We start from the raw sequence: 22,815 nt of genomic DNA, 5'->3' as shown, positions 1-22,815 counted from the left end.
CTGACTACCCGCTCAGTGCCGCCCCCGAGGTGATCGACCTGGCCGCGTCCGCCGGCCTGATCCTCGACCCGTGGCAGCAATACGTGCTCACGCATGGCCTCGGGCAGGGACTCGATGAGCAGTGGACCGCGCGCAAGGTCAGCGTGTGGGTGCCGAGGCAGAACGGCAAGGGCGGCATCATCGAGGCCCTCGAACTGGCGTGGCTGTTCCTGTTCAAGGATGACCTGATCATCCACTCGGCTCATCAGCACCGGACCTCGTCTCGCGCGTACGCCCGGCTTGAGCGGATCATCCGCGACACCCCGCACCTGTACCGGCAGGTCGCGCAGTTCCGGCAGGCCAATGGCGAGCAGCAGATCGAGACCAGGGACGGGCGGCTACTCCAGTACGTGACCCGGTCGAGAACGGCCATCCGAGGGTTCAGCTCGGCAAAGATCATCCTTGACGAGGCTCAAGAGCTGACCGGCGAGCAGATGGCCGCCGTGCTCCCGACCGTGAGCGCCATGCCCAACTGGCAGGTGTGGTTCCTCGGCACCCCGCCGGACGACCCGGCCGCATGGGTGTACGGCCTGCGCGCCGATGGCGAGGCCAGCGTGCCCCGCCTCGCGCATTTCGACTGGGGCGCCGCACTGGACATCACCGACGCCGCCGACCGCCGGCGGGCCGCCCGCGACCGGGACCTCTGGTACGCCTGCAACCCCGCGATGGGCCTGCGCATCACCGAGGACACCGTCGAGGATGAGGCCAAGCCGTCCGGCCTCGGCGACAAGTTCGCCGTCGAGCGCCTCGGCGTGTGGCTGCCCCGGGCCGCCGATGGCGCGGCGGTCCTGTCGGTGGACGACTGGCTCGAACTCACCGACCCCGAGTCCAAGCGCGCGGGCGAGGTCGCGTTCGCCCTCGACGTCACCCCGTCGCGCGACGCCGCGTGCATCTCGGCGTACGGCCTGCGCGAGGACGGGCTCGGCCACCTGGAGGTCGTGGACCATCGGCCGGGAACCGACTGGGTGGTGGATCGCCTGGTGACGCTGAAAGACCGGTGGGCGCCGGTGGCGATCGGCCTCGACGTGAAGGGCCCGGCCGGGTCGCTGCTCGAACCGCTGAAGAAGGCGGGCATCACCCCGCCCGAGGACCCCGAGCACCCCAAGCGGGGAGACCTCGCCATCCCGACCGTGCAGGACGTGGCCGCCGGGTGCGGGCAGCTCTCCGACGCCGTACGGCAGGGCACGCTGCGGCACATCGGCCAGGAACTACTGGAGACCGCCGTACGCGGGGTCAAGACCCGGCCGCTCGGCGAGGCGTGGGCGTGGGGCCGGCGGGTGTCGAGCGTGGACATCTCGCCTCTGGTCTCCGGCACCGTCGCCCGGTGGGCGTACGAGACCCGAGCCCACGTGATTGATGACGACTACGACGTTGAGGACTCGTTCGGGTGAGAGGAGGATCATGGGCGTCTTGGCGAGGCTGCGAGCGGCGTTCAACCGCGACGCGCAGATCACCACCCCCGAGGAGCTGCTCGCCGCGCAGCGCGGCCAGCGCACCGGCGGCGGCGTGCTCGTCACCAACGACACGGCCCTACGGCACAGCGCCGTGTGGGCGTGCCTGCGGGTCCGGGCCGACCTGGTGAGCACGATGCCCGTGGACGTGTACCGGCGGGTGAACGGCGTGCAGGTCGAGGTACCCAAGCCTCCCGTCCTGGTCAACCCGGGCGGGCAGCAGATCGGCATCATGGAATGGCTCTACTCGACACAGGTGGATCTCGACCGGGCCGGGAACACGTTCGGGCTCATCACCGAGCGGTCGGGCGTGATCGGCCCGGACGGGCGCGGCCTGCCCGCGCGGATTGACCTGCTCGCTCTGCAGGACGTGACCGTCCGCGCGAACGGCGCGACCATCACGAAGTACGTGGTGGCCGGGGTCGAGTACGACCCGTGGGACGTGTGGCATGAGAAGCAGTTCACCGTGGCCGGCTTCCCGCTCGGCCTGTCGCCGGTGGCGTACGCGGCGTGGGGCATCGAGGAGTCGCTCAACGCGCAGAAGTTCGCCCGGGACTGGTTCGGCGGCGGCGCGATCCCTCTCGCCGAGCTGGTGAACAAGGCCAAGACCATCAACAAGGCCGAGGCCAAGGTCGCCAAGGAGCATTTCCGGGCGTCGGTGGCGAACGGCGACCTGTTCGTGCACGGCAATGACTGGGAGTACCGGCCCATTCAGGCGGTTGCCCACCAGTCCGCTTTCATCGAGGCCCGGCAGTTCGGGCTGACGGACATCGCCCGGTTCTTCGGCTGCCCGTCCGACCTGATCGACGCCGCCGTCTCGACCGGCCACATCACCTACGCGACGATCACGCAGCGGAACCTGCAGTTCCTCATCATGCACTTGGGCCCGGCCGTGACCCGGCGCGAGGACGCGCTGTCTCGCGGCCTGGTGCCCGGCCCGCGCTATGTGAAGCTGAACCGGGGCTCGCTGCTGGCCATGGACCCCGAGGCCCGCGCCCGCACCCTCGCAGCCCGGATCAACTCGCGCACGCTGGCACCGTCCGAGGCCCGCGCGCTGGAGGACCTGCCGCCGTTCACGCCCGAGCAGCTCGCCGAGTTCGAGACGTTGTTCGGCAGTCCTCGCACACCACCAACCACCGCGACGTCGGGAGCGACAGGATGAGCGCCACCTCTCGCGAGGCCGCCGCGGCGGCCCGCGCACAGCATGTACGGCAGCGCGGCGACCGGCCGTCGCAGCGCCGCTGCGCCGAGCTGACCGGCTCTCGCGCGGTCGCCCGGGTGCCCGCCTCGATCGAGCTGCGTGAGCAGGGCGGCGGCGGGGCGCTGGAGTTCCTCGGCTACGCCACCGTGTACGAGCGCGGTTACGAGATGTGGGACTACTACGGCCCGTACACCGAGGTCGTGTCCGCCGGGGCCGGGGCCGAGTCGCTCGCTCGCGCGGACCTGGACGTGCCGCTCGTGCTCGGGCATGACCAGCTCCGCAGACTGGCCAGGACCACCACCGGGACGTTGCAGCTCTCGGAGGACGACAACGGGCTGTCCGTCCGGGCGCCGTCCCTCGACCCCGCCGACTACGACGTGGCGTACATCGCGCCCAAGTTGCGCTCTGGGCTGATCGACGAGATGTCGTTCGCATTCCGCATCGACGCTGGTCAGTGGAGTCCGGACTACTCTGAGTACCGGATCACCCGGTACGACATCCACCGGGGAGACGTGGCGATCGTTGGCTACGGCGCGAATCCGGCGACCGAGGCCGCGCTGCGTGCGCCGGTCGCCAGGTCGAGCCGGGCTCGCGCGCTATTGGAGATCGCGCTCGCCCGTTGAACCTTCCGCGTAGACGAACCCCGAGGGGCGGCGTCGGCGCCTGGCTACCCGAACGCGTACCAAGCTTGGTCGGTGGTTGTATCCGCGGTGAAGGTGCCGCCGGAGGCATCGGTGCAGGTCATCTGATTTTTCTCGACCGTGCAGGTGTAGTCGTGGGCTTGTGCTGGGGCGTAGGCCGTTGCCGATGCCGCCGGTGTGACGACGCTGAGGGCGGCTACGGCTAGCAGGCCGCTGGCCAGTGCTGCAGTGATGCGCATGCGATCTCCTGTCGTTCCAAGGGAGATTTCCTATAGCTACTATCCGTAGCCGTTGATTACGTACCGCTACTTTGCTGGCGGCAAACCCGTACCTGGCCTTGAGCTTCCGCCCTCGGGCGGGTCTTTGCCCTGCGCTCTACGCGCACGAGCCCACCCGGCGCATGCCCTCGGGTGGCCGTCTGACCTGGAACGACGGGGCGTCACCATCCGATCGAGACAGAGGAGATCGAGCGATGACGCTCAACGATCTGATCAACCAGGCGCGTGAGGCGCTTCAGACCGCCATCGGCGCGCGGCAGCGTGAGCAGGATGCGCTGCTCGCCCTGCGCGAGGACCCGAGCCTCACCGAGGACGCCGTGACCGCGCAGGTCACCGCCCGGGACACCGCCGACGCCGAGGTCACCCGGCGCCAGACCGCGCTGGACGAGCTGCTCGCCGAGCAGGCCCGCGAGGAGGAGATCGCCGCCCTGTCGGCTCGGGTCGCTCCGACCGGCAACCGGCCGCCCGCCTATGACCGTGTGGGCCGGGTCGGTGCCGAGGAGCGCATCTATCGGCAGGACCTCGACAAGCGGGGCTCTGGCTTTCAGCGCGACGTGGCCGCCGCGTTCCTCGGCGACTACGAGGCACAGGCGCGTCTGGCCCGGCACATGCAGGAGGAGCGGGTGGAACGCGGCGATCAGCTCCGCGCGGTCGGCACCGGTGCGTTCGGTGGCCTGGTGATCCCGCAGTACCTCACCGACATGTACGCGCCGCAGGCCAAGGCCAACCGCCCGTTCGCCGACGCCTGCCGCAGGCACACCCTGCCCGCGCAGGGCATGACCGTGGAAATCTCGCGGGTCACCACCGGGTCGAGCGTGGACAACCAGTCTGCGGAGAACGCGGCGGTGGCCGAGCAGGACATGGACGACACCGCGCTGTCGATCCCCGTGCGCACCGCCGCCGGTCAGCAGACCGCCTCGCGGCAGTCGATCGAGCGCGGCGCCGGCGTCGAGGATGTCATCCTCGACGACCTGTTCCGGGCCTACGGCACCCGCCTGGACACCACCCTGCTGAACGTCGCCACGGTGGGCCTGTCGGCGGTCGCTACCGCCGTCGCCTACACGGACGGCACCCCGACCACCGCCGAGCTGTACCCGAAGGTGATCGAGGGCCTGGCCGGTGTCGAGTCCGCGCTGCTCGACCAGGCGTCCGGCGACAACCTCGCGGTGATGCACTCCCGCCGGTGGTACTGGATGCAGAACGCGATGGGCACCTCGTACCCGCTGATCACTCAGCCGGGCGTCATCGCGCAGACGCTCGGCGCGAACTACGCCGAGGCGTACGGCCGGGGTGTGCGTGGCATCCTGCCGAACGGCACGCCGGTGATCGTGGACAACAACGTCACGATCGGTGCCGGTGCGGGCACCAACGAGGACGAGATTTACCTCGTGGACCGCATGGAGTGCCACCTCTGGGAGGACCCGGACGCGCCGGTCTACATCCGCGCCGAGCAGCCCAAGGCGGGCAACCTCGGCGTGCTCATGGTCGTGTACGGCTACTACGCCTTCACGTTCCAGCGTCAGCCGCACGCCCGCAAGATCGGCGGCACCGGCCTGGTCACGCCGACCTTCACCGGCGCCTGATCCGCTCGTGCTGGGGTCCGCGTCGCTGCGGGCCCCAGCGCCTTGCATGGGAGTGACGATGACAGAAGACCCGATGATCGCCGCCCTCCTGCGCGAGCGCGAGGGTTACGTACAGCGCGGCCTCGACGACCGGGTGGCGCAGGTGGACGAGCAGTTGTCTCTGCGCGGCTACAAGACGTCTCAGAACGACTCACAGACGTCTGAAGGGCCCACAGGGGCGGGCGACCGCTCAACACCTCCCAAGGGCCGTAGAGTCGCGCGCAAGGCCACTACGTAAGGGCGGGCAGGCCGTGGCCAACGAATACGCGAGCCTGGCCGATCTCAAGACGCAGGTGGGCATCAAGGACGACGACCGGGACGCGCTGCTCGGCAACGTGCTCGCGGCGGCGTCGAGGGCGATCGACACCAAGACCGGCCGCCGGTTCTGGCTCGACGCGACCGCCGTCACGCGCACGTTCAACCCGCGCGGCCGGGTGGTCCGCGACGAGTGCGGCGAGCTGCTGCTGATCGACGACATCGGCAGTCTCGACGACCTCGTGGTGGAGACCGGCTCGACCGGCTCGTGGTCGCCCGTCACCTCGTACGAGACCGCGCCCGACAACGCCCTGTTGAACGGGCAGGCCATCACCGGCCTGCTACTTGCCACCGGTACATGGGGCATCGGCACCGGCCGGGTACGGATCACCGCCCGCTGGGGGTGGCCGGCCGTGCCCGACGAGATCGTGCAGGCGACCCTGCTGCAGGCGGGGCGGTTGTTCAAACGCAAGGACTCGCCCGAGGGCGTGGCCGGGTCCGCTGAATGGGGGTTGATGCGCGTGCCTCACCTTGACCCTGACGTGCGGGCTCTCATCGAGCCGTACATGTTGCCCGGGTTCGGCTGATGGCCAGCCTCGCGCAGCTCCGTGAGGGCCTCGCGGTGCGGCTGCGGACCATCCCGGTCCTGACCGTGCACCCGCAGGTGCCCGAGAGCATCACGCCGCCGGTGGCCGTCATCACGCCCGGGTTCGAGGGCGAGCCGTGCATCCGGTTCGACTCGACCATGGCGCGCGGTGCCGACGACTTCCTGTTCACGGTGACGCTGCTCGTGTCGATGGCGGACGACCGGTCGGGCCAGGAAGAACTGGACGCCTACCTCGACGGCACCGGGGATCGGTCCATCAAGGCCGTCATCGAGGCCGACCCGTCCCTCGGCGACCTGGTGCACTTCGCGCACGTCCGGGAGGCCCGCAACTACGGCCCGCAGACGTGGGGCCGGGACGAGGCCCGGTATGTGGGCGTCGATTTCGCCGTTGAGATCACGGCTTAGAGGTTTCCCTGAACCCACATGAGGCGGGTGAGCCCGCAGGCAAGTGCCTGCGGGCTCTGGGGGGCAGAGGTGCTGTTAGGAGACGGTGAGGTAGAAGGAGGCGTCTGCGTCGGTGTTGTTCTTGGCGCTGTAAGACCTCACGGTGATGGTCTTGGAGTTATCGCCGCAGTATGAGGTGTTCCCGGTGGTAACGGTCATCGTTCGGTCCCGGTACCAGGCAGGAGTTACCTGGATGACGGCCTTGGAGAGGTCAACGTCATCGGTCACCCGAACGCAGTAGGCGCCGGTCGATGGCTTGCTGACCGCGGCGATGTTCTTGCCGTAGATGAGCGAACCGGTGTTGTCGACCTTGGCGGCAGCCTGTGCGTAGGGGGAGTCGATGGCGTGGGCCGTGCCGGTGGAGAGAGTGAGGGCGGCGGCAGCGAGGGCTGCGCCAGTGAGCAGGCGAAGTCCTGCGGACTTGGTGAACATCGTGGTCCCTTCCTGATGTTGTCCCGATGATCACAACGGAGAGTAGCGATCACGCTACTTAGCGTCACTATAGGTAAGGGATTAGTCACGCGAGGGTAAGCGAACTCGGCAGAAGCAACGCTTGATATCACCGCAAATGATGCGGCGATCGGCGCGTGTATTTCATTGAGCGTTCCGAGGAGGACGTGGTGGCCAAGCAATACCGGGTGCTGGCCGGTCTCGACTACCCGGCCCGAGGCCGCGGCGGCGAGCGCCGCGCCGAACCGGGCGAGGTAGTCGAGGACCTACCCAAGACGAGCGTGGCGTGGCTGCTGGAGCAGGGCGCGATCGAGGAGGTGACCGACGATGGCGTTCGTACACAGCAAGCAGGGCCGGGTGCTGGTCAATGACAAGCACCTGTCCGGCCGGATCAACGGATGGACCGTCGCCGGTGAGCGCAACCTCGGCGAGACGACGACGCTGCTCGACGACGGGGCCCGGTTCATCCCGGGCCTGCGCGCGGGCAGCATCAACGTCACCGGCCTGTTCGACGGCGAGGACGGCGACATCGACGAGACGATTCAGGCCACCGATGGCGCGCTCGATGGGCTGCTGACCACCGTGCTCCCGGACGGGTTCACGATCGGCAAGCCCGCGTTCATCGCCACCTCGAATCTGTCCTCGTACACCGTCGAGTCGTCGGTGTCGGACACGGTGAGCCTGACCGTGGAGACCACGCCCAACGACGGCGTGGACCATGGCCGGGTCGTGCACGCCCACACCGCCGAGACCGCGACCGGCAACACCGCCACGTCGGTGGACAACGGCGCATCCTCGCTCAACGGCGGCGTCGCCTCCCTGCACGTGACCGCCGCCTCGGGCACCACTCCCTCGCTGACCGTGAAGGTGCAGCACAGCGTGGACGGCAACACGTTCGTGGACCTGATCACCTTCAGCGCGGCGACCGCCGCAGGCTCCCAGCGCCGCACCGTGGCCGGCACGGTCAACCGGTACGTGCGCGAGACCCACACCATCAGCGGCACCACGCCGAGCTTCACCTACGCGGCGGCGTTCGCCCGCCGATAGCTCCACCTCTTCCGCACAGCCACCCGGCCACGTCGCCGGGTTTTTTCATGCCTGGAGGGCGACGACATGGCTTTCACACACGGTAAGGACAGCGCGTTCGCTGTCGATGACACCGGCGGCACGCTCCGCACCCTGTCCCAGTACGTTGACAACGTCTCCGGCCTGCCCGGGTCGAGGGACCTGTCCGAGGTGACCGCGTTCGGCGACGAGGGTGTGAAGAACATCCCGGGCCTGGTCAACGCCACGTTCTCGATCTCGGGTCACTTCGACTCGACCGTGACGACCGGCCCGGACGCCGTGCTCGGCGCGCTGATGACCGGCCAGAGCGCCACGGCGACGTTCGAGTACGGCCCCGAGGGCAACACCTCGGGCAAGGTCAAGTACAGCGGCGAGGCGTGGATCACCTCCTACACCGCCGAGTCGAGCGTGTCGGACAAGGTGTCGTTCTCGGCCGAGTTCCAGGTGGACGGCGTCGTCACGCGCGGCACCTACGCCTGATGGCCGCCGAGCGGTCGCAGTGGGAAGTGGCGTTCCAGTTCGGCCGGGAGTGGAAGGACGTCAACCGCCGCCTGCGGCACGCCGGTGAGAAGGACCTCGCCCGTGAGCTGCGCAAGGCGGTGCGCGAGGCCGCCAAGCCCGGCCGGAACGCCGCCAAGCTCGCCGCCCGCGCCATCCCCGTGAAGGGCCCGCGCTCGACCGGGCTACGCCGGCGGATGGCGCGCGGCGTCGGTATCCAGGCGGACGCCCGCCGGGTGCGGATCGTGACCCGCATGCCGTCCGGGCTGGAGATGCTGCCGCGCGGGTTCGACACCGCCAAGGGGTGGCGGCACCCCGTGTTCGGCAACCGCGAGCGGTGGGTGACGCAGCCCGGTCACCCGTGGTTCCGCCAGACCATCGCCAAGACCGCGCCCAAGGCGCGCGAGGAGATGAAGCAGGCGATGGACCGCGTGGCGGCCCGGATCGCCCAATGAGCGCGAGACGGCCGGGGATGCGGGTCTACCGGCCGTCTCGTACCACCTCAGACCCGCAGGCACAGATTGAGGAGACCCGCATGGCTACCAGGACGCAGACCGAGGACAAGATCGAGCCCACGCGCGTGTTCGAGTGGGCGGGCGAGGACGGGCAGTCCCTTCGCCTCGTGATCCCCAAGCGGATCAAGCGCGGAAAGATGGCTCGCCGCCTCGGCCAGAACGACATGATCGGCGCGCTGGACGTCGTCTTCACCGAGCAGGAGATCGAGGCGTTCGAGGACCTCGACCTGTCCCCGGAGGAGTGGGACGACCTGCAGACCAAGCTGTTCGAGGCCATCGCGGGCCTTGACCCAAAAAGCTCGTAGGGCTCGCCCGCCTGCTGGTCGAGTACAAGGACGAGGTCGAGGCGGACCTTGCCCGCTACTACCCGCGCGACGCTGACCAACTCGCCGAGTTCTGGGCGGGCCGCATGTCGTGGCGGCGGCTGTGGGTGCTCGTCTCGCGGCTCCCTCGGGAGTCCGCCACGGTGACCGCCGACCTCGGCGAGGACCGGGCCGCATGGTCCACGCAGACCGAGCTGCTCGCGCAGGTGCGCGACCTGATCGCGCAAGCCAACTGGCTGTTCGCCTCGGCGCATCGAGGGCGTGGCCCGGAACCGCCTCGGCCCGAGCCTCTCCCGCGACCGTTCGATGACTAGTGCCCCCGGGGGTGAGCTGTGGCCAACACGACCGCCCTCGGGTTCACCATCTTCGCTCGCGAGCGCGTCTCGCCCGCGCTCAAGCGGGTGGGCGGCGAGCTGGACAAGGTCGAGTCCCGGATGCAGCGCGTCCGGAAGGTCTCGGGCGCGGGTCTCGGCCTGGCCGCACTGGCGGGCAGCGCGACCGCCCTCGGTGCGGCCGTCGCCCCGGCCGCCGCCGCCGTGGCCGCGATGCCCGCCGCGATGGTCGCTACCAAGGTCGCCACGGGCGTGCTCAAGGTCGGCCTGATCGGGGTCGGCGACGCCATGTCGGCCGTAGCCGAGGGCGACGCGAAGAAGCTCGACGAGGCGTTGGAGAAGCTCTCGCCCAACGCCCGCAAGTTCGTGCGCGAGACCGCCGCGCTCAAGAAGGAGTTCGACGGCGTACAGCGGGCCGTCCAGGACGAGCTGTTCGCCGACCTGGCCGCCGAGATGGCGCCGGTCGCCCGCTCACTGCTGCCCGAGATCAAGACCGGCATGACCGACGTCGCCGCCGGTCTCAACGCCGGGGCCAAGGAAGCGATCCGCTTCGCGGGCACGCCGCTGGCCAAGGGCGCGGTCAACGCCACGTTCGCCTCGACGAGCCGCATCATGGGCACCCTGGCCGGCGCCACCCGGCCCGCCCTACAGGTCATCACGCAGCTCACGGTCAAGAGCCTGCCTCTCGCCGAGCGCATGGCGGCGTGGGCGACCAACGGGGCCAAGGCCGCGGCGGCGTTCCTCACCTCCGAGCAGGGCGCGGCCAAGCTGGAGCGCACCGTCACCAAGGCCGGGGACGTGCTCGCGCAGCTCGGCCGGATTGGCGGCAACGTCGTCAAGGGCCTGGTCGGCATGTTCTCGCAAGCGAAGTTCACCGCCGATGGGCTGCTCGACACGCTGGAGTCGGGCACGGCCAAGTTCGCCGCCTGGTCGCGCTCGGCGCAAGGGCAAGAGCAGGCCGCCGCCACGTTCAAGCTGCTGCACGATGCCGCCTCGGCCGTGGTCGAGGTGCTGCCGCTGCTGCTCGGCCCGCTCGGCGCGGTGGTCAAGCTCATCAACGGCCTGCCCGAGCCGCTGCGCGAGGGCGCCATCCAATCGCTCGCGTTCGCCGTCGTGGTCGGCACGCTGACCAGCAAGCTAGGCCCGCTCGTGTCCGGGGTCGGGTCGTTCATCGGCGCCGTGACCAGCGCGGACGGGCCGGTGCAGCGCTTCCGCGACCGGCTGTCCGGCATGCAGGGCGCAGGCGGGAAGATGCGCGGCGTCCTGTCCGGCATGGTCGGCATGCTCACCGGCCCGTGGGGCATCGCCCTGGCCGGCGGCGCTGCGGTCCTCGGTATCTTCGCCACCCGCAACGACGAGGCGGAACGCCGGGTCCAAGACCTGACCGACGCCCTCATGCGGAACAAGGGCGCGCTCGACGACCAAGCCGTGGCCAACATCAAGAACCGGTTGGAGACCGAGGGCGTCTACAAGGCGGCGCAACAGCTCGGCATCAACCTGTCGCTGGTCACCGATGCCGCGCTCGGCAACCGGGACGCTATCGCGCAGGTCAACGCCAAGCTGGCCGAGAACGCCACGGTGACGCAGGCCGTTGGTGGCCGTGGTGCGAGCGTCAACTCGCAGTGGAAGACGCTGTCCGGCACGGCCAAGCTCGTGCAGGACACCGTGGCCGGGTCCAACACCGAGCTGGCCGAGGCGCGCGAGGCGTACCAACGGCTGATCGCCGCCGCGCCCTCGGTGGCGTCCAGCGGCCAGGCCGTCGCAGGCAGCGTGAACGGGGTGGGCACCGCCGCCGACCGGGCCACCGGCAAGGTCAACGCCCTCAACACCTCGCTGGCCAAGTTCCGGACGCTGAACGGCGATGCGGACCTCGCGGCTATCGCGTTCCGTGACTCGCTGGACGAGCTGACCACCGCGTTCAACAAGAACAACGTGTCGATCGACCAGCGCACCGGCAAGATCGGCATCAACAACAAGGCGGGCCGCGAGGCCACGCGCGTGCTGATCGGCTCGATTCAGGCCGCGATCGAGCACTCGGCCAAGGTCCGCGAGCAGACCGGCTCGGTGGACAAGGCCAACAAGGTGTTTGCCACCGAGATCAACCGTCTCCGTGGCGTGCTGACCGCGTCGGGCCTGTCCCGGGCCGAGATCGACAAGCTGGTGGCCCGGTACGCGAAGATGCCAGGCCAGATCAACAGTGCCACCGACAAGATCCGCGATCGCAAGGTCCGCATCGAGGTGCGCGCCGGCGGCGAGCTGATCGGGTACAAGGTGCAGGGCGGCACGCTGCTCAAGGCGTCCGGCGGCATCCTGCCCGGCTACACGCCCGGCCGGGACGTGCACATGTTCCACTCCCCGACCGGCGGCACGCTCGGGCTGTCCGGCGGCGAGGCCGTCATGCGGCCCGAGTGGACCAAGGCGGTCGGCCCGGGTGCGATCGAGCAGATGAACCGGGCCGCCCGCACCGGCGGCGTGGACGGCGTGCGGCGCGTCCTGGCCGGCGGGCTCGGCCCCAAGCGGATGGGCGGCGAGGGCGCGTTCTTCGCCAAGGGCGGCGTCATGGTGAAGGGCTCGGTGTCGGGCCTGTCGTCGGTGCAGAAGATGGCGACCAGGGCGAACAAGCTGTACGGCTCGTGGGCGAGCAACATCGGGTCCAGCCTGTCGAAGTTCTTCAACAAGATGTTCGTCGGCGGGCCGGGCGTGCAGAACGCGCTGAAGTGGGCGCGCTCGCAGGCCGGTAAGCCGTACATCTGGGGCGGCGTGGGCCCGCGCGGCTACGACTGCAGCGGCTTCATGTCCGCGATCACCAACGTGATCAAGGGCCGCAAGCCGTACTCCCGCCTGTTCAGCACGCACTCGTTCGGCGCCACCTCGGGGCCGGGCGGGTTCGTCCGCAACCGCAACAGCGGGTTCCGGGTCGGCGTCACCGACGCCGGTGTGGGCCACATGGCGGGCACGCTCGGCGGCGTCAATGTCGAGTCGCGCGGGTCGAGGGGCGTCGTCGTCGGGTCGGCGGCCCGGGGAGCGAACAACGGCCTGTTCACCCGCCGGTACGGGCTCAAGCTCGCGTCCGGCGGCGTCATGCCGTGGTCGTTCGACAACGGCGGCATGCTGCCCGAGGGCCTGTCCATGGTGCACAACGGCACCGGGGCGCCCGAGCCGCTCGGCAACCTGGACAAGATGCCGCCCGCCGAGGTGCAGCTCATCATCGACTCGGCCGGGGGCCGCATCGACGACCTCCTCGTGGAGCTGCTGCGCCGCGCGATCCGAGTCCGGGGCGGCAACGTCCAGTCCGTACTGGGGAGGTGACCGTGGCGAACCGCTTCGACGTGGTGGTGGAGCTGTTCATCAACGGCTCGTGGGTGGACGTCACCGGGGACGTTCGTATCCGCGACGGCGTGTCCATCACGCGCGGCCAGGCCGACGAGAGCGCCCGCGCCGAGGTGTCCCGGCTCACCCTGTCGTTCAACAACCGGATGGGCGTCTACTCGCCGCGGAACCCCTCCTCGCCCTATTACGGGCTGCTCGGCCGGAACACGCCCATCCGGGTCACCGCCGAGGGGTCGGTGCGGTTCGTGGGCGAGGTGTCGTCCTGGCCGCCGCGCTGGGACGTCACCGGCAACAACGTGTGGACGCCGGTCGAGGCCGCAGGCATCCTGCGCAGGCTCGGGCAGGGCGCGGCGGCGCTGCGCTCTGCCCTGTACCGGGGCATGACCAACCCGTCGCTGACCGCCCGGCCGGTCGCGTACTGGCCGTGCGAGGACGGCGAGGGCGCGTCCCGGCTCGCGTCGGCGGTCGGCGGCCCGGCCATGACGTTCACCGGACAGCCCGACCTGGCCGCGTACACCGGGTTCGACTCCTCCGAGCCCATCCCGCTACTGAGCGACTCGGTATGGACGGGCACAGTCCCGGCCTACACCGTGACCGGCGAGGCGTCCATCCGGTTCCTGCTCGCCGTCCCGATCGCCGGCATCTCCGGTGACGAGGCGCTCATCACGCTGTACACGTCCGGGACCGCCGCCTCGTGGGTCGTCCGCTACGGCGACCCGGGCGGCGACCTGAAGGTGCAGGCGTACGACGAGGACGGCAACACCATCCTGGACAGCGGGTTCATCGCCTACGCGGTGACCGGCAAGCGGCTGCGGGTGGCGCTCGACCTCGACCAGAACGGCGCCAACGTCGATTGGGACCTGTCCACGCTCGAACCGGGCGCGGCGACCGGGCTCACGGCCGGGGGCACGCTGGCCTCACGCACCCTCGGCCAGATCGAGCAGGTGGTGGTGTCGGTCGGTGGCGGCATCACGGACACGGCGATCGGGCACATCTCGGTGCAGTCTGCGATCACGACCATCTTCGACCTCGGGCCGCAGCTCGCCGCGTACGTAGGCGAGTCGGCCGGCCGCCGGATCGAGCGGCTGTGCGCCGAGGAACAGATCGCCCTCACGTCCGAGGGCGACCTCGACGACAGCGCGGCCATGGGGGCGCAGCGTCCGGCCGCCGTGCTCGACCTGATCGGCGAGGCCGCCGAGGCGGACATGGGCATCCTGTACGAGCCGCGCGACCAGCTCGGCCTGGCCTACCGGACCCGAGGCAGCCTGCAGAACCAGATGCCCGCGCTCGCGCTCGACTACGACGCCCGGCACCTGTCGCCGCCCCTTGAACCGGTCGATGACGACCAGCTCGTACGCAACGACGTCACCGTCACCCGGACGGGCGGGTCGTCGGCCCGCGCCATGCTCGACACCGGCCCGCTGTCCACGGCAGCGCCACCGAACGGCGTCGGCCGGTACGACGAACCGGTCACGGTCAACGTGGCCGCCGACAACGACCTACCCGACCAAGCACGGTGGAGAGTCCACCTCGGCACCGTCGATGAAGCCCGCTACCCGCAGATCACGGTCAACCTCGGCAACTCGGCCGTGTCCGGCGACACCGACCTCACCGCCGACGTGATCGCCCTCGACGTGGGCGACCGGCTCACCATCGACAACCCGCCGCCGTGGCTGCCGCCCGACCAGATCAGCCAGATAGCCCGAGGGTTCTCCGAGCAGCTCACCACGAAGGAATGGAGCGTCACGGTCAACTGCTCGCCCGAGACGCCCTACCAGGTGGCCGTCTACAGCTCGGGGAACCTGATCGTGAACCCCTCGTTCGAGACGAACACGACCGGGTGGGGCGCACAGACCAACTCGTCCATCGCCCGCGTCACCACGCAGAAGTACATCGGCGCGGCGTCCCTGCAGATCACCCGAACGGCGACGAACCCGCCGTTCAACCTGTACGGCGCGAGCGTGAGCGACGTGGGATTGGAGACCAGCGCGGGCGACGTCGTCACTGTCTCCTGCTACCTGTACGTTCCGGCCGCCTCGTTCCCGCATGTGACGGGCGTGGTCATCGGCGGCGACGGCATGACGTTCGAGTTCGCCAACACCTCCCACCTGACCGCCGACACGTGGCACCGGGTGTTCCGCACGGTCACTCTGTCCGCCACGCTCGACAACATCCAGTTCCAGGTGTGGACCACGAACGGCCATACCAACGGCCAGGTCGTCGCTTACCTGGACGCCGTCGAGGCGAGCACCGGCGCCCGGGTGGCCCGGTACGGCACCGAGTGGTCCACGCTCAGCGCGGGCGCGACCAGCACGGCCACGTCCCTGTCGGTGGCCACGTCCCGGGGGCAACTGTGGACGACCCTCGCCGGGGACCTGCCGCTCGACATCCTCGTGGCCGGTGAGCGCATGTGCGTCACCGCGATCTCGGGGGTGTCGAGCCCGCAGACGTTCACCGTCGTCCGCAGCGTCAACGGCGTCGTCAAGGCGCAGTCCGCCGGCGCGGCGGTGAAGCTCGCCGAGCCCGCCGTGCGGGCGCTGTAGGAAAGGGAGACCCGCATGCCGAACATCAGTGACGGCGAGCTGGTGCGCGGGGTGGACTTCCCGCGCACCGTGCAGGCGCAGGACGACACCATCCAGAACGGGACCGCCTCGACCGCGTACGTGGCCGGCTCGCCCGAGGTCGGCGTGTACTTCACCGCGCCCACGTCCGGCCGCGTGCTCATCACCGTGGGCGGCGGGTCGAGGGACGCCACCAACGACAACCGGGCGTTCCTGGCCTCGCAGGTGTTCGTGCGCGACTCCTCGGGCACGGAGGTGCTCGCCCCCTCGGTGGAGTCGTACGGGTGGAGCGCGCCGGGCTCGAACTCGGACTACGTGTTCGGCTCGCGGGTGTCGCTGCTCACCGGGCTGACGCCGGGCCAGGTCTACTACGCCCGCGTGATGATGTCGCCCGAGGGCACCACCGTGCAGGTCAAGGCCCGCGAGATCGTGGTGGAGCCGACGTCATGACCGATGTCGCCGTGGGCACCCGCGTGCAGGACGCCGAGTTCCCGCCGACCGTCTGGTCCGCCGACAGCACGGACATCACGAGCCTGACCGTCACCGCGTTCACGAACGGCTCGCCCGAGGTGTCCGTCACCTTCACCGCGCCGTTCTCGGGCCGGGTGCTCATCATCAACGGGGCCGGCACGCGCAACGACTCCGGCGCGGATCAGGTGTATGTGGACTCCGAGGTGCGGGTGACCAACGGCGCCGGTGCGGTGGTGGTGTCGTCGAGCGTCACCGGGCCGGGCACCCTCTCGTGTGCTGACGAGTCGCTGCGCTACGAGTACCAGAGCCGCGCTTACGTGGTGACCGGGCTGACGCCGGGCGGGACCTACTTCGCCCGCCTGCAGTACCGGGCGTCCTCGGGCGCCGGTACGGCGGACATCGCCTCGCGCTCCATCATCGTCCAGCCGATCCCGTAGGAGGACGCCATGCCCGACCTGCTCGCGGGAACCGTCGTCCTGGCGCTCGACCGGCCGGTGAGCCAGTACGCGACGGACGACACCTTGCAGTCCAACATCAACACCTCGGGCGGCTACGTCGAGCCGACCAACCAGTGCCGGGTGACGTTCACGGCGCCCACCTCGGGCCGCGTGAAGATAGTGGTGGGTGGCGGGTTCCGCGACGAGACGAACAACAACCAGGGGTTCCTGGGTGTCGAGATCCGCGAGACAAACGTGTCCGGCGCGGTTGTCGCTGCGGCGAGCGCCTACGTGCGCGGCATCATCTCCATGCCCGAGGCCAGCGATTACTACTACCACTCGCGGATCACCATCATGCAGGGCCTCCGGCCAGGTCAGGTCTACTTCGCCCGGATCATGATGAAGACCGAGACCGCCGGCAGCGCGAGCGTGGACTTGCGCCAGAAGAACCTGGCGATCATCCCCGTGCCATAGCCCACCTCAACGTGAGCCGCACAGGGATCGGGATCGGCAGCTTGCGGGAAGCCCCGGCCGCGCAAGTAACGGCCCCCGCGTGGGCGGGGGCCGTTGACCGGGGCGGGGCGTCAGGAGCTCTCGACCGGCATGAAGCTTTTGACTCGGTCGGAAATACTGTCGATCTGCCCGCTGACAATAACCAGCACAACTGGCGGGCGGCAGTCAGAGTTCCAGTAGAGGGAAATGGTTTTGTTGGTCTCGTTCTGCAGGCTGGCAGCGCCGTTGGGGACCGCCTGGCAGCCGGTGGGGTTGGTGTAGGCGGCCAGTTGGTCGAACTGTTGCGTGTAGAAGGTCACCGTACCGGTGGCGGCGTTCGCGGGTACGGCGGTGGCCAGCAGGCAGGCTGCGGCGGCCGGGGCGAGGATGGCGGCGGCGATCGAGCGGCGCATGGGAGACTCCCGTCTCTGGGGGAAGGCTTGCCCCAGGGGCATCCCCCGCCCCAGCAGATACATAGCGTAGCTAAGTTGCCACGGTTAGCTATCTCGGTTTGCCTGTAGGGACGAGCAGTTCCCACACATCGCTGATCAGTAGCGCAGGGCTGTAGCAGCCCCGACACCCTACGGACCCTCACCAAACCAGCCCGCCCTGTATTGCACGGAGGGACCGTAACCATGCCCGAGATCCTTGCTGTCTGCGTCGCCCTGGTCACGCTGGCCGGTGGCGGGGCGGTCGCAGCCAAGCTGATCAAGCTCTTGAAGAAGTTGAGCGACGCCGTCGATGACTGGCAGGGCGAGCCCGCACGCAAGGGTGTACCCGCCCGGCCGGGAGTAATGGAACGCCTTGAGGCGATCGAGGCGCAGCTACGACCCAACGGCGGGGCGTCCGCCCGGGACGCCATCAACCGCGTCGAGCGCACCGTGACACGCCTGTCGGATCAGTTCCACGAGCAGCTACGGCAACAGGAGGACTAAGTGACGTACGTGTGCAGTCTGCTCGCCGCGAGCCAGACCATCCCCATCACCACGGACTATTACCTCGTACGCTTCCCGTACGGCACCGAGAGCTACGACGCCCACGGCATGCACAACCCGGCGCAGCCTGACGGCCCCACCTCGGCCTACCCGGACGAGCGGTCGGGCCTAATCTGGCCGCAGCACGACGCATGGGCGACCCTGCACGCGCTCATGTACTGGGAGGCCGACGACTACACCGAGCTGCGCGACCGGTTCGTCCGCGACCCGCTCAACCTGTCCACCGGCTACGACTCGACGTGCACCGAGGACCGGGCGCTCACCCCGGGCGGGCAGTACATCGCGAAGACGTGGGGTATGTTCGTGCACCCCGGAACCCCGATCGGGCTCATGGTCAAGCACAACGCCTCGACGTCGGTCAAGCTCGAACTCTCCGAGTTCAAGATCTCGTACGAGGTGTGAGACGTCATGCCGTGGCTCGTACAGCTCGCCGAGGTCGCCCGCCGTACCGGATGCCCCGTCACCGAGGTACCCGGGTGGCGCACCCGTGGCCACGGGCCGCAGCCCGAGGTGCAGGGGATCGTCTGTCACCACTCGGCGGGTCCGTCCGCCGGCGGCGACTACCCGTCGCTGCGCGTCGTCCGTGACGGGCGTGCCGACCTGGCCGGCCCGCTGTCTCAGTTCGGGCTCGGGCGCTCGGGCCGTATCTACCTGATCGCGGCCGGGCGGTGCTGGCACAACGCCCCGTCCACCTCGGGCTACCACGACAACAGCAGCTCGATCGGGATCGAGGCCGAATCGGACGGCAGACAGCCGTGGCCCGAGGTACAGCTCGACGCCTACCGGAAGCTGTGCGCGGAGTTGTGCCGCGAGTTCGGCCTGTCGGTGGCCCGGGTGAAGGGACACAAGGAGGTCAACCGCTCCAAGCCCGATCCCCACTCGATCAACATGAACGACTTCCGGGAGGAGATCGCGGCCATCCTCGCCGGCGGGCCTCTCCTCACCTGGACGGAGGACATCGTGAAGGACCTGCCCCTCGTCGGCCCCGGCTCGGACAGCTTCGACGTCAAGACCGTGCGCGGCTGCCTGTTCGCTCGCGGACGTGTCCCCGCTGACGCCTATGCCGACATCGGCCTTGAGGCATGGATGAAGCTGACCAAGGCCGACCCCGAGTTGGTCGAGCTGGTGAAGGTGTTCCAGGACGCCGAGGGCCTCGACCCGGACGGGTGGGTCGGGAAACTGACCTGGCCCCACCTCCTGCGCGTGGCCTGACCGTGCTCGACCCCCTCGCGCAGTTCTACATGCTGCGCGCCTCTCAGACCCCCGGCCAGTCGCCCCCGTGCTGGCCGGGCCCCACCACCCTCCGGGAGGTCCCCTTGGCACGACGGATGTTGACGGGCCTGTTCTGGCTCGACGCGGTAGAGCGCATGGTCCGCGCTGCCGCCTCCTCGGCGCTCGCCACGATCGGCACGGGCGCGCTCGGCATCTTCGACGTCGCATGGTCCGGCGTCGCGTCCATCGCCGGTCTGGCCGCTGTGGTGTCGCTGCTCACGTCGATCGTGGCGGGCACCGGCGGCGACCCGGCCACGGCAGGCTTCACCACCGACACCCGCTGACGCACGACAAGCAACGGACCCCCGTCGCCCTCTTCAGCAGGAGGCGACGGGGGTCCTTCTTGTGTCCGGCCCTGCCCCGTCCCGGCCGGGGGAGGGCCGAGCCCGGCGGTCGTCACGGGGGAAGGACCGCCGGGCGCCTATTCAGCCCTTCGCCCGCTGATAGGCCAGCCACGCCCGGCCAGCCTCGGCGGCGCGGGCACGAGCCTCTCGCACCTCGTCCGGGCCGTATCGGGCCTTGTACTCGCGAAACAGCGTCCAGGCCGCCGCGATCCCCGCCACGGCCGAACGGGGCGCGTCGCGCCACGGCGGGAGCGTGGACAGCAGCCCGTCCACCTCGACCGGGTTGTGCCCGGCCTCGACGAGGCGGGGGGCGAACAGGGCGGCGTCCAGCCAAGCCGCGCCGCGCGCCGCGAACGACCAGTCCACGACCTTGACGCGCTGGCCGGAGACGAGCAGGTTGCTCGCGGACAGGTCGTAGTGCAGGAGCGTGTTACCGCGCAGGTGCGCCGGGTCGAGGCACTCGAACGCCGCCTCGTACAGCTCCCGGTTGGGCAGACTGGGCTTGTCGAGCAGGGCCCGCCCCTTGGTCACCAGTGCCTTGACGTTGTCCGAGACCGGCATCGCCCCGTTCGGGCACGGCGTCAACATGGTGCCGAGCAGCGCCATCGTGTCGAGTACCGGGTTAAGGTCCGGTGAGCCGGGCGACAGGTCGGCGTGGCGGGCGTGGTCGTTGACGTACTCCCACACCGCCGTGTGCCATCCGCGATGCGTCCCGGACCACAGCATGCGCGGGGCGGGCACCTCCTCGGGCAGGTTCTCGCCCGCCCACCGCTCGCGCAGGTGCAGCTTGGCGGCGTCGTGGTCCCTCTCGATCGCCTTGAGGAAGACGTGCTCGTGCTCGCCGCCCTCGATGTCGAGGCGGGCGACCACGCCCGGCATGATGCCGCCGGTCATCGTCTCGGCCTTGAGCACGTGACCGAATCGCGCCTCGACGGCGTTGATGACGGCGTCGGGCAGGTCCTCCCACGCGGGGCGGGTTGTGCGGGCGCTCATGCGGTGATCCCTTCCGGGCTCGGGTCGTCGGCGCAGCCCTGGTAGCACTGGCTGCATTCTCCTGCGATCAGCCACAGCGCCGGGTCCACGTTCAGACCGAGGTCGCGCATGGCCTTGATGCTGTCGCCCAGCCGCGCCACGAACGCCGCCTTGTCGCCGCCGGTCTCCTCCGGATTGTGGTGGAGGAACCGGCCCGCGACGCGCTGGCACCACTCGGCGTAGTTGTGCGTGTCGAGGATGAAGGCGTGCCACCCGAGATCAACCTCGGGCGACGGGGTGAGGCCGGCGCCCGGGTTGCGGGCGCAGGCGAACAGGAACAGGAGCGTCTGCTCGATGATGCGGCCGGCGTACTCGGTGGGCTGGTTGTGCTCGCGAGCTACGCGGGCGGCGAGTTGGTCGAACAGGTCATCGTCGATCAGGTCGGCGGCGATGATGTCGGCGGGGGGCGGTTGTTCCGTCGCCGTGATGCTCATGTGCTTGGTTCTCCCATCGGGATGTGGTTCTGACCTGCGGTGCGGTGGCGGTCGGGCCTCACCTCCTTCTCGCTTGGGCGGGGATGTAGCGCTTGTGCGCGGCGCAGGATGGGCCCGCGCACTGCGGGAGGTCGGGTAAGCCTGCGAGGCGGCGCAGGGCAGGCAGGAACGGCGCAGCCCACCAGACGGTTGCCGCGGCGAGGATCATCAGGGGTAGCCCCGCTACGCCGTACCAGTAGCGCCACGCGCGTTCCGTCTGCCAGTAGGCATCACGGCGTGCTTGGCACCCTCGGCACGTCCGCAGGTAGCCGATCTCGGCGATGCGGGCTCTCGTCCGCAGAGCGGGGGCGATGCCCCACAGGGTGAGCGGCGCCCACACAAGGCCGATCCACTGGAGCGCGGTCACGACGCCACCCGGTGCTTCTCGCGCTCGTGCTGGCGAGTGAGGTCCAGCCACGCCCCCCAATAAACGTGGTCATAGGTGCCTCTCGCCGTCTCCTCTGCCTTCCCGGCCTCGGTGTAGCGCAGCACGTAGAACTCCGCGCCCTCAAAGCACAAGAGAAATGCCTCGCAACAGCCTGCCTCGGCGACGGATCGGCGCCCGCGTGGCTGATGCGGTTCCCAGATGTACACGTGATCACTTCCAGTGGCGCGGCGGCCGGACCTGGGGGTCTGGGCCGGGAAGGGCCGCCGCGCCTGTTCGGGGGCCCGGGGGATCGGGACGGGGTGCCGTCTCTGCCTCGGGGCGTCTTACGAACTGGCGTTAGAGGACGGTGCCGAGCTTGCGCCAGTCGTCGCCCGGCCGCCGGATGTCGCCCTCGTGCTCGATGTCGCGCACGCTGTAGGCGTCGTCATGGTCGTTGATGCGGGCGTACTCCAGCCGTGTGCCCTCGATCAGCTCGTACCGGTCCTCGTCCACGTCGATCTCGTGGAGGCCCGCGCCGGACGTCTGCTCGGTGCCGGCGCCTCGGCCGAGGACTGCGCCGAGCTTGCGGAAGTCGTCGCCGGGCCTGCGGATCTGGGTCTCGGGCTGGCCCTTGTCCCGGACGGCGTAGTCGTCGCTGTCCCCGATGTGCGCGTACTCCAGGCCCGTGCCGTCGAGGTGCGCCCACTTGTCCGCTGGCACTTCAATCGCGTGCAGGTCGGGCTCTACCCGTCCCGTGTCCTTCGCCATGAGTTGGTTCTCCTCGGGTTGGTGGTGCCGGACGCCAAGGTCCGGCTTGGACTCCCCGACCCGCCGAACGCCGCACGCGACGACGGGCCGGGGAAGCTTCACGTACGGGGCGCGGTCAAGTCGCGGATGATCCGCGCCTGATCGCTCAAGTCCGCCATGAGCGCGACAGGGTTCCCGCGCTCCAACCGACGCGCCACCCCGGCGGCGAGCTGCTCGACCGTGAGTTGCCAGCACGGAACGGCCCGCCAGACCAGGCCGCTCGGGGTGAACACGTACTCGGTCGCCCACTGCGGATAGGTGAGGCGCAGCACAGCGACCTGCCGGTCAATCGGTTCCAGCTCAAGCCATGCCTCGATCACGCCCGATGCCATCACGCACCGCCGAGGAACAGGAACGAGCCGGTAGGCCGCCGATACGCGCGGATGATCGGCCTTGCGGTCAGGTAGTCAACGGGGTGCGCGTGGTCGAATCGCACCCGCCGGACGCACCCCCGAGCGCCCGGCAAGAGGTCGCGCAGCGCGGAGAAAAGTTCCACCGTGGCGCGCGAACCGT

Annotated in this window: 30 protein-coding genes; 22 read left to right on the top strand and 8 right to left on the bottom strand. The window is 69.7% G+C overall.

The features are described from left to right. The first annotated feature begins 29 nt into the window (after positions 1-29). Genes LCN96_RS46125 through LCN96_RS46115 form a run of 3 tightly spaced genes read left to right on the top strand, consistent with a single transcriptional unit; the run spans position 30 to position 3,314 of the window. Positions 30-1,430 carry a hypothetical protein gene (locus tag LCN96_RS46125; RefSeq protein WP_225268729.1) on the top strand — a complete coding sequence of 467 codons (1,401 nt, stop codon included), beginning with the start codon at positions 30-32 and terminating at the stop codon, positions 1,428-1,430. A 10-nt stretch (positions 1,431-1,440) separates the two neighbouring features. Next, positions 1,441-2,652 (top strand): phage portal protein, encoded by a 1,212-nt coding sequence (locus tag LCN96_RS46120; RefSeq protein WP_225268728.1) that lies wholly within the window; start codon positions 1,441-1,443, stop codon positions 2,650-2,652. Further along, complete coding sequence (locus LCN96_RS46115) at positions 2,649-3,314, top strand: HK97 family phage prohead protease (protein ID WP_225268727.1); 666 nt, start codon at positions 2,649-2,651, stop codon at positions 3,312-3,314. The genes LCN96_RS46120 and LCN96_RS46115 overlap by 4 nt, the downstream gene beginning before the upstream one ends. 44 nt (positions 3,315-3,358) lie before the next feature. Here the strand turns inward: LCN96_RS46115 and LCN96_RS46110 are convergent, their stop codons facing one another. Beyond that, positions 3,359-3,571 carry a hypothetical protein gene (locus tag LCN96_RS46110; protein WP_225268726.1) on the bottom strand — a complete coding sequence of 71 codons (213 nt, stop codon included), beginning with the start codon at positions 3,569-3,571 and terminating at the stop codon, positions 3,359-3,361. Positions 3,572-3,804: 233 nt separating this feature from the next. Here LCN96_RS46110 and LCN96_RS46105 point away from each other — a divergent pair, with 233 nt between their 5' ends. From LCN96_RS46105 to LCN96_RS46090, 4 genes are read left to right on the top strand one after another with little or no spacing between them, the layout of a single operon-like run. Next, positions 3,805-5,193 (top strand): phage major capsid protein, encoded by a 1,389-nt coding sequence (locus LCN96_RS46105; RefSeq protein ID WP_225268725.1) that lies wholly within the window; start codon positions 3,805-3,807, stop codon positions 5,191-5,193. Between the two features lie 58 nt (positions 5,194-5,251). After that, a complete protein-coding gene (locus LCN96_RS46100; RefSeq protein ID WP_225268724.1) occupies positions 5,252-5,470 on the top strand; it encodes a hypothetical protein in 219 nt (72 codons plus the stop codon). 13 nt (positions 5,471-5,483) lie between these two features. Next, the gene (locus LCN96_RS46095) at positions 5,484-6,074 is read left to right on the top strand and encodes a phage head-tail connector protein (RefSeq protein ID WP_225268723.1); all 591 of its coding nucleotides are present in this window, start codon (positions 5,484-5,486) and stop codon (positions 6,072-6,074) included. Next, a complete protein-coding gene (locus LCN96_RS46090) occupies positions 6,074-6,499 on the top strand; it encodes a hypothetical protein (RefSeq protein WP_225268722.1) in 426 nt (141 codons plus the stop codon). The genes LCN96_RS46095 and LCN96_RS46090 overlap by 1 nt, the downstream gene beginning before the upstream one ends. A gap of 75 nt (positions 6,500-6,574) precedes the next feature. Here the strand turns inward: LCN96_RS46090 and LCN96_RS46085 are convergent, their stop codons facing one another. After that, positions 6,575-6,970 (bottom strand): hypothetical protein, encoded by a 396-nt coding sequence (locus LCN96_RS46085; protein ID WP_225268721.1) that lies wholly within the window; start codon positions 6,968-6,970, stop codon positions 6,575-6,577. 155 nt (positions 6,971-7,125) lie between these two features. Between LCN96_RS46085 and LCN96_RS46080 the strand changes: the two genes are divergently transcribed. The 11 genes from LCN96_RS46080 (at position 7,126) to LCN96_RS46030 (ending at position 16,994) form a co-directional block, all read left to right on the top strand. Next, positions 7,126-7,359 carry a hypothetical protein gene (locus LCN96_RS46080; protein WP_225268720.1) on the top strand — a complete coding sequence of 78 codons (234 nt, stop codon included), beginning with the start codon at positions 7,126-7,128 and terminating at the stop codon, positions 7,357-7,359. Further along, positions 7,316-8,035: a hypothetical protein gene (locus LCN96_RS46075; RefSeq protein WP_225268719.1), complete on the top strand. Its 720-nt coding sequence runs from the start codon at positions 7,316-7,318 to the stop codon at positions 8,033-8,035. The genes LCN96_RS46080 and LCN96_RS46075 overlap by 44 nt, the downstream gene beginning before the upstream one ends. 66 nt (positions 8,036-8,101) lie before the next feature. After that, positions 8,102-8,533 (top strand): hypothetical protein, encoded by a 432-nt coding sequence (locus tag LCN96_RS46070; protein WP_225268718.1) that lies wholly within the window; start codon positions 8,102-8,104, stop codon positions 8,531-8,533. Continuing rightward, positions 8,533-9,006 carry a hypothetical protein gene (locus tag LCN96_RS46065; RefSeq protein WP_225268717.1) on the top strand — a complete coding sequence of 158 codons (474 nt, stop codon included), beginning with the start codon at positions 8,533-8,535 and terminating at the stop codon, positions 9,004-9,006. The genes LCN96_RS46070 and LCN96_RS46065 overlap by 1 nt, the downstream gene beginning before the upstream one ends. An 80-nt stretch (positions 9,007-9,086) precedes the next feature. Then, a complete protein-coding gene (locus LCN96_RS46060; RefSeq protein ID WP_225268716.1) occupies positions 9,087-9,371 on the top strand; it encodes a hypothetical protein in 285 nt (94 codons plus the stop codon). A 161-nt stretch (positions 9,372-9,532) separates the two neighbouring features. Continuing rightward, a complete protein-coding gene (locus LCN96_RS46055) occupies positions 9,533-9,703 on the top strand; it encodes a hypothetical protein (protein WP_225268715.1) in 171 nt (56 codons plus the stop codon). Between the two features lie 18 nt (positions 9,704-9,721). Further along, the gene (locus LCN96_RS57260; RefSeq protein WP_311132094.1) at positions 9,722-13,030 is read left to right on the top strand and encodes a phage tail tape measure protein; all 3,309 of its coding nucleotides are present in this window, start codon (positions 9,722-9,724) and stop codon (positions 13,028-13,030) included. A 2-nt stretch (positions 13,031-13,032) separates the two neighbouring features. Continuing rightward, positions 13,033-15,594 carry a carbohydrate binding domain-containing protein gene (locus LCN96_RS46045; RefSeq protein WP_225268714.1) on the top strand — a complete coding sequence of 854 codons (2,562 nt, stop codon included), beginning with the start codon at positions 13,033-13,035 and terminating at the stop codon, positions 15,592-15,594. Positions 15,595-15,609: 15 nt separating this feature from the next. Continuing rightward, positions 15,610-16,062, top strand: a complete 453-nt coding sequence (locus LCN96_RS46040; protein ID WP_225268713.1) for a hypothetical protein — start codon at positions 15,610-15,612, stop codon at positions 16,060-16,062. Further along, a complete protein-coding gene (locus tag LCN96_RS46035; RefSeq protein ID WP_225268712.1) occupies positions 16,059-16,520 on the top strand; it encodes a hypothetical protein in 462 nt (153 codons plus the stop codon). The genes LCN96_RS46040 and LCN96_RS46035 overlap by 4 nt, the downstream gene beginning before the upstream one ends. Before the next feature lie 9 nt (positions 16,521-16,529). Next, the gene (locus LCN96_RS46030) at positions 16,530-16,994 is read left to right on the top strand and encodes a hypothetical protein (RefSeq protein ID WP_225268711.1); all 465 of its coding nucleotides are present in this window, start codon (positions 16,530-16,532) and stop codon (positions 16,992-16,994) included. Positions 16,995-17,104: 110 nt separating this feature from the next. On the opposite strand, the gene LCN96_RS46025 is transcribed toward LCN96_RS46030, so the two are convergent. Continuing rightward, positions 17,105-17,425: a hypothetical protein gene (locus tag LCN96_RS46025; RefSeq protein ID WP_225268710.1), complete on the bottom strand. Its 321-nt coding sequence runs from the start codon at positions 17,423-17,425 to the stop codon at positions 17,105-17,107. Between the two features lie 222 nt (positions 17,426-17,647). Here LCN96_RS46025 and LCN96_RS46020 point away from each other — a divergent pair, with 222 nt between their 5' ends. The 4 genes from LCN96_RS46020 to LCN96_RS46005 all read left to right on the top strand — a co-directional run bounded on the left by LCN96_RS46020 (position 17,648) and on the right by LCN96_RS46005 (position 19,563). Then, entirely contained in the window at positions 17,648-17,947 is a 300-nt protein-coding gene (locus tag LCN96_RS46020) for a hypothetical protein (RefSeq protein WP_225268709.1), read from the top strand. Next, positions 17,948-18,409, top strand: a complete 462-nt coding sequence (locus LCN96_RS46015) for a hypothetical protein (protein WP_225268708.1) — start codon at positions 17,948-17,950, stop codon at positions 18,407-18,409. Positions 18,410-18,415: 6 nt separating this feature from the next. Continuing rightward, the gene (locus LCN96_RS46010; protein ID WP_225268707.1) at positions 18,416-19,219 is read left to right on the top strand and encodes a peptidoglycan recognition protein family protein; all 804 of its coding nucleotides are present in this window, start codon (positions 18,416-18,418) and stop codon (positions 19,217-19,219) included. A 104-nt stretch (positions 19,220-19,323) separates the two neighbouring features. Continuing rightward, positions 19,324-19,563: a holin gene (locus tag LCN96_RS46005; protein ID WP_225268706.1), complete on the top strand. Its 240-nt coding sequence runs from the start codon at positions 19,324-19,326 to the stop codon at positions 19,561-19,563. Between the two features lie 141 nt (positions 19,564-19,704). Here LCN96_RS46005 and LCN96_RS46000 read toward each other — a convergent pair whose 3' ends face one another. The 5 genes from LCN96_RS46000 to LCN96_RS45980 all read right to left on the bottom strand — a co-directional run bounded on the left by LCN96_RS46000 (position 19,705) and on the right by LCN96_RS45980 (position 22,634). Next, positions 19,705-20,616: a protein kinase family protein gene (locus tag LCN96_RS46000; protein ID WP_225268705.1), complete on the bottom strand. Its 912-nt coding sequence runs from the start codon at positions 20,614-20,616 to the stop codon at positions 19,705-19,707. Beyond that, on the bottom strand, positions 20,613-21,089 hold the full coding sequence (locus LCN96_RS45995) for a glycine-rich domain-containing protein (protein WP_225268704.1): 477 nt from the start codon (positions 21,087-21,089) through the stop codon (positions 20,613-20,615). Before LCN96_RS45995 ends, LCN96_RS46000 begins: the two co-directional genes overlap by 4 nt. A 402-nt stretch (positions 21,090-21,491) precedes the next feature. Then, entirely contained in the window at positions 21,492-21,722 is a 231-nt protein-coding gene (locus LCN96_RS45990; RefSeq protein ID WP_225268703.1) for a hypothetical protein, read from the bottom strand. Positions 21,723-21,852: 130 nt separating this feature from the next. Further along, positions 21,853-22,263 carry a hypothetical protein gene (locus tag LCN96_RS45985; protein ID WP_225268702.1) on the bottom strand — a complete coding sequence of 137 codons (411 nt, stop codon included), beginning with the start codon at positions 22,261-22,263 and terminating at the stop codon, positions 21,853-21,855. Positions 22,264-22,361: 98 nt separating this feature from the next. Then, complete coding sequence (locus LCN96_RS45980) at positions 22,362-22,634, bottom strand: hypothetical protein (RefSeq protein WP_225268701.1); 273 nt, start codon at positions 22,632-22,634, stop codon at positions 22,362-22,364. Positions 22,635-22,815 lie beyond the last annotated feature (181 nt).

It is taken from the genome of Nonomuraea gerenzanensis (assembly GCF_020215645.1).
Taxonomy (GTDB): Bacteria; Actinomycetota; Actinomycetes; order Streptosporangiales; family Streptosporangiaceae; genus Nonomuraea; species Nonomuraea gerenzanensis.
This window is presented reverse-complemented; position numbering and strand designations above follow the sequence as displayed.

Excerpts from the sequence above, each read along its gene's own strand:
- LCN96_RS46120 (WP_225268728.1), top strand. The coding sequence starts at position 1,441 with ATGGGCGTCTTGGCGAGGCTGCGAGCGGCGTTCAACCGCGACGCGCAG.
- LCN96_RS46115 (WP_225268727.1), top strand. The coding sequence starts at position 2,649 with ATGAGCGCCACCTCTCGCGAGGCCGCCGCGGCGGCCCGCGCACAGCAT.
- LCN96_RS46110 (WP_225268726.1), bottom strand. The coding sequence starts at position 3,571 with ATGCGCATCACTGCAGCACTGGCCAGCGGCCTGCTAGCCGTAGCCGCC.
- LCN96_RS46105 (WP_225268725.1), top strand. The coding sequence starts at position 3,805 with ATGACGCTCAACGATCTGATCAACCAGGCGCGTGAGGCGCTTCAGACC.
- LCN96_RS46100 (WP_225268724.1), top strand. The coding sequence starts at position 5,252 with ATGACAGAAGACCCGATGATCGCCGCCCTCCTGCGCGAGCGCGAGGGT.
- LCN96_RS46090 (WP_225268722.1), top strand. The coding sequence starts at position 6,074 with ATGGCCAGCCTCGCGCAGCTCCGTGAGGGCCTCGCGGTGCGGCTGCGG.
- LCN96_RS46085 (WP_225268721.1), bottom strand. The coding sequence starts at position 6,970 with ATGTTCACCAAGTCCGCAGGACTTCGCCTGCTCACTGGCGCAGCCCTC.
- LCN96_RS46075 (WP_225268719.1), top strand. The coding sequence starts at position 7,316 with ATGGCGTTCGTACACAGCAAGCAGGGCCGGGTGCTGGTCAATGACAAG.
- LCN96_RS46070 (WP_225268718.1), top strand. The coding sequence starts at position 8,102 with ATGGCTTTCACACACGGTAAGGACAGCGCGTTCGCTGTCGATGACACC.
- LCN96_RS46065 (WP_225268717.1), top strand. The coding sequence starts at position 8,533 with ATGGCCGCCGAGCGGTCGCAGTGGGAAGTGGCGTTCCAGTTCGGCCGG.
- LCN96_RS46060 (WP_225268716.1), top strand. The coding sequence starts at position 9,087 with ATGGCTACCAGGACGCAGACCGAGGACAAGATCGAGCCCACGCGCGTG.
- LCN96_RS46040 (WP_225268713.1), top strand. The coding sequence starts at position 15,610 with ATGCCGAACATCAGTGACGGCGAGCTGGTGCGCGGGGTGGACTTCCCG.
- LCN96_RS46035 (WP_225268712.1), top strand. The coding sequence starts at position 16,059 with ATGACCGATGTCGCCGTGGGCACCCGCGTGCAGGACGCCGAGTTCCCG.
- LCN96_RS46030 (WP_225268711.1), top strand. The coding sequence starts at position 16,530 with ATGCCCGACCTGCTCGCGGGAACCGTCGTCCTGGCGCTCGACCGGCCG.
- LCN96_RS46025 (WP_225268710.1), bottom strand. The coding sequence starts at position 17,425 with ATGCGCCGCTCGATCGCCGCCGCCATCCTCGCCCCGGCCGCCGCAGCC.
- LCN96_RS46020 (WP_225268709.1), top strand. The coding sequence starts at position 17,648 with ATGCCCGAGATCCTTGCTGTCTGCGTCGCCCTGGTCACGCTGGCCGGT.
- LCN96_RS46010 (WP_225268707.1), top strand. The coding sequence starts at position 18,416 with ATGCCGTGGCTCGTACAGCTCGCCGAGGTCGCCCGCCGTACCGGATGC.
- LCN96_RS46000 (WP_225268705.1), bottom strand. The coding sequence starts at position 20,616 with ATGAGCGCCCGCACAACCCGCCCCGCGTGGGAGGACCTGCCCGACGCC.
- LCN96_RS45995 (WP_225268704.1), bottom strand. The coding sequence starts at position 21,089 with ATGAGCATCACGGCGACGGAACAACCGCCCCCCGCCGACATCATCGCC.
- LCN96_RS45985 (WP_225268702.1), bottom strand. The coding sequence starts at position 22,263 with ATGGCGAAGGACACGGGACGGGTAGAGCCCGACCTGCACGCGATTGAA.
- LCN96_RS45980 (WP_225268701.1), bottom strand. The coding sequence starts at position 22,634 with ATGGCATCGGGCGTGATCGAGGCATGGCTTGAGCTGGAACCGATTGAC.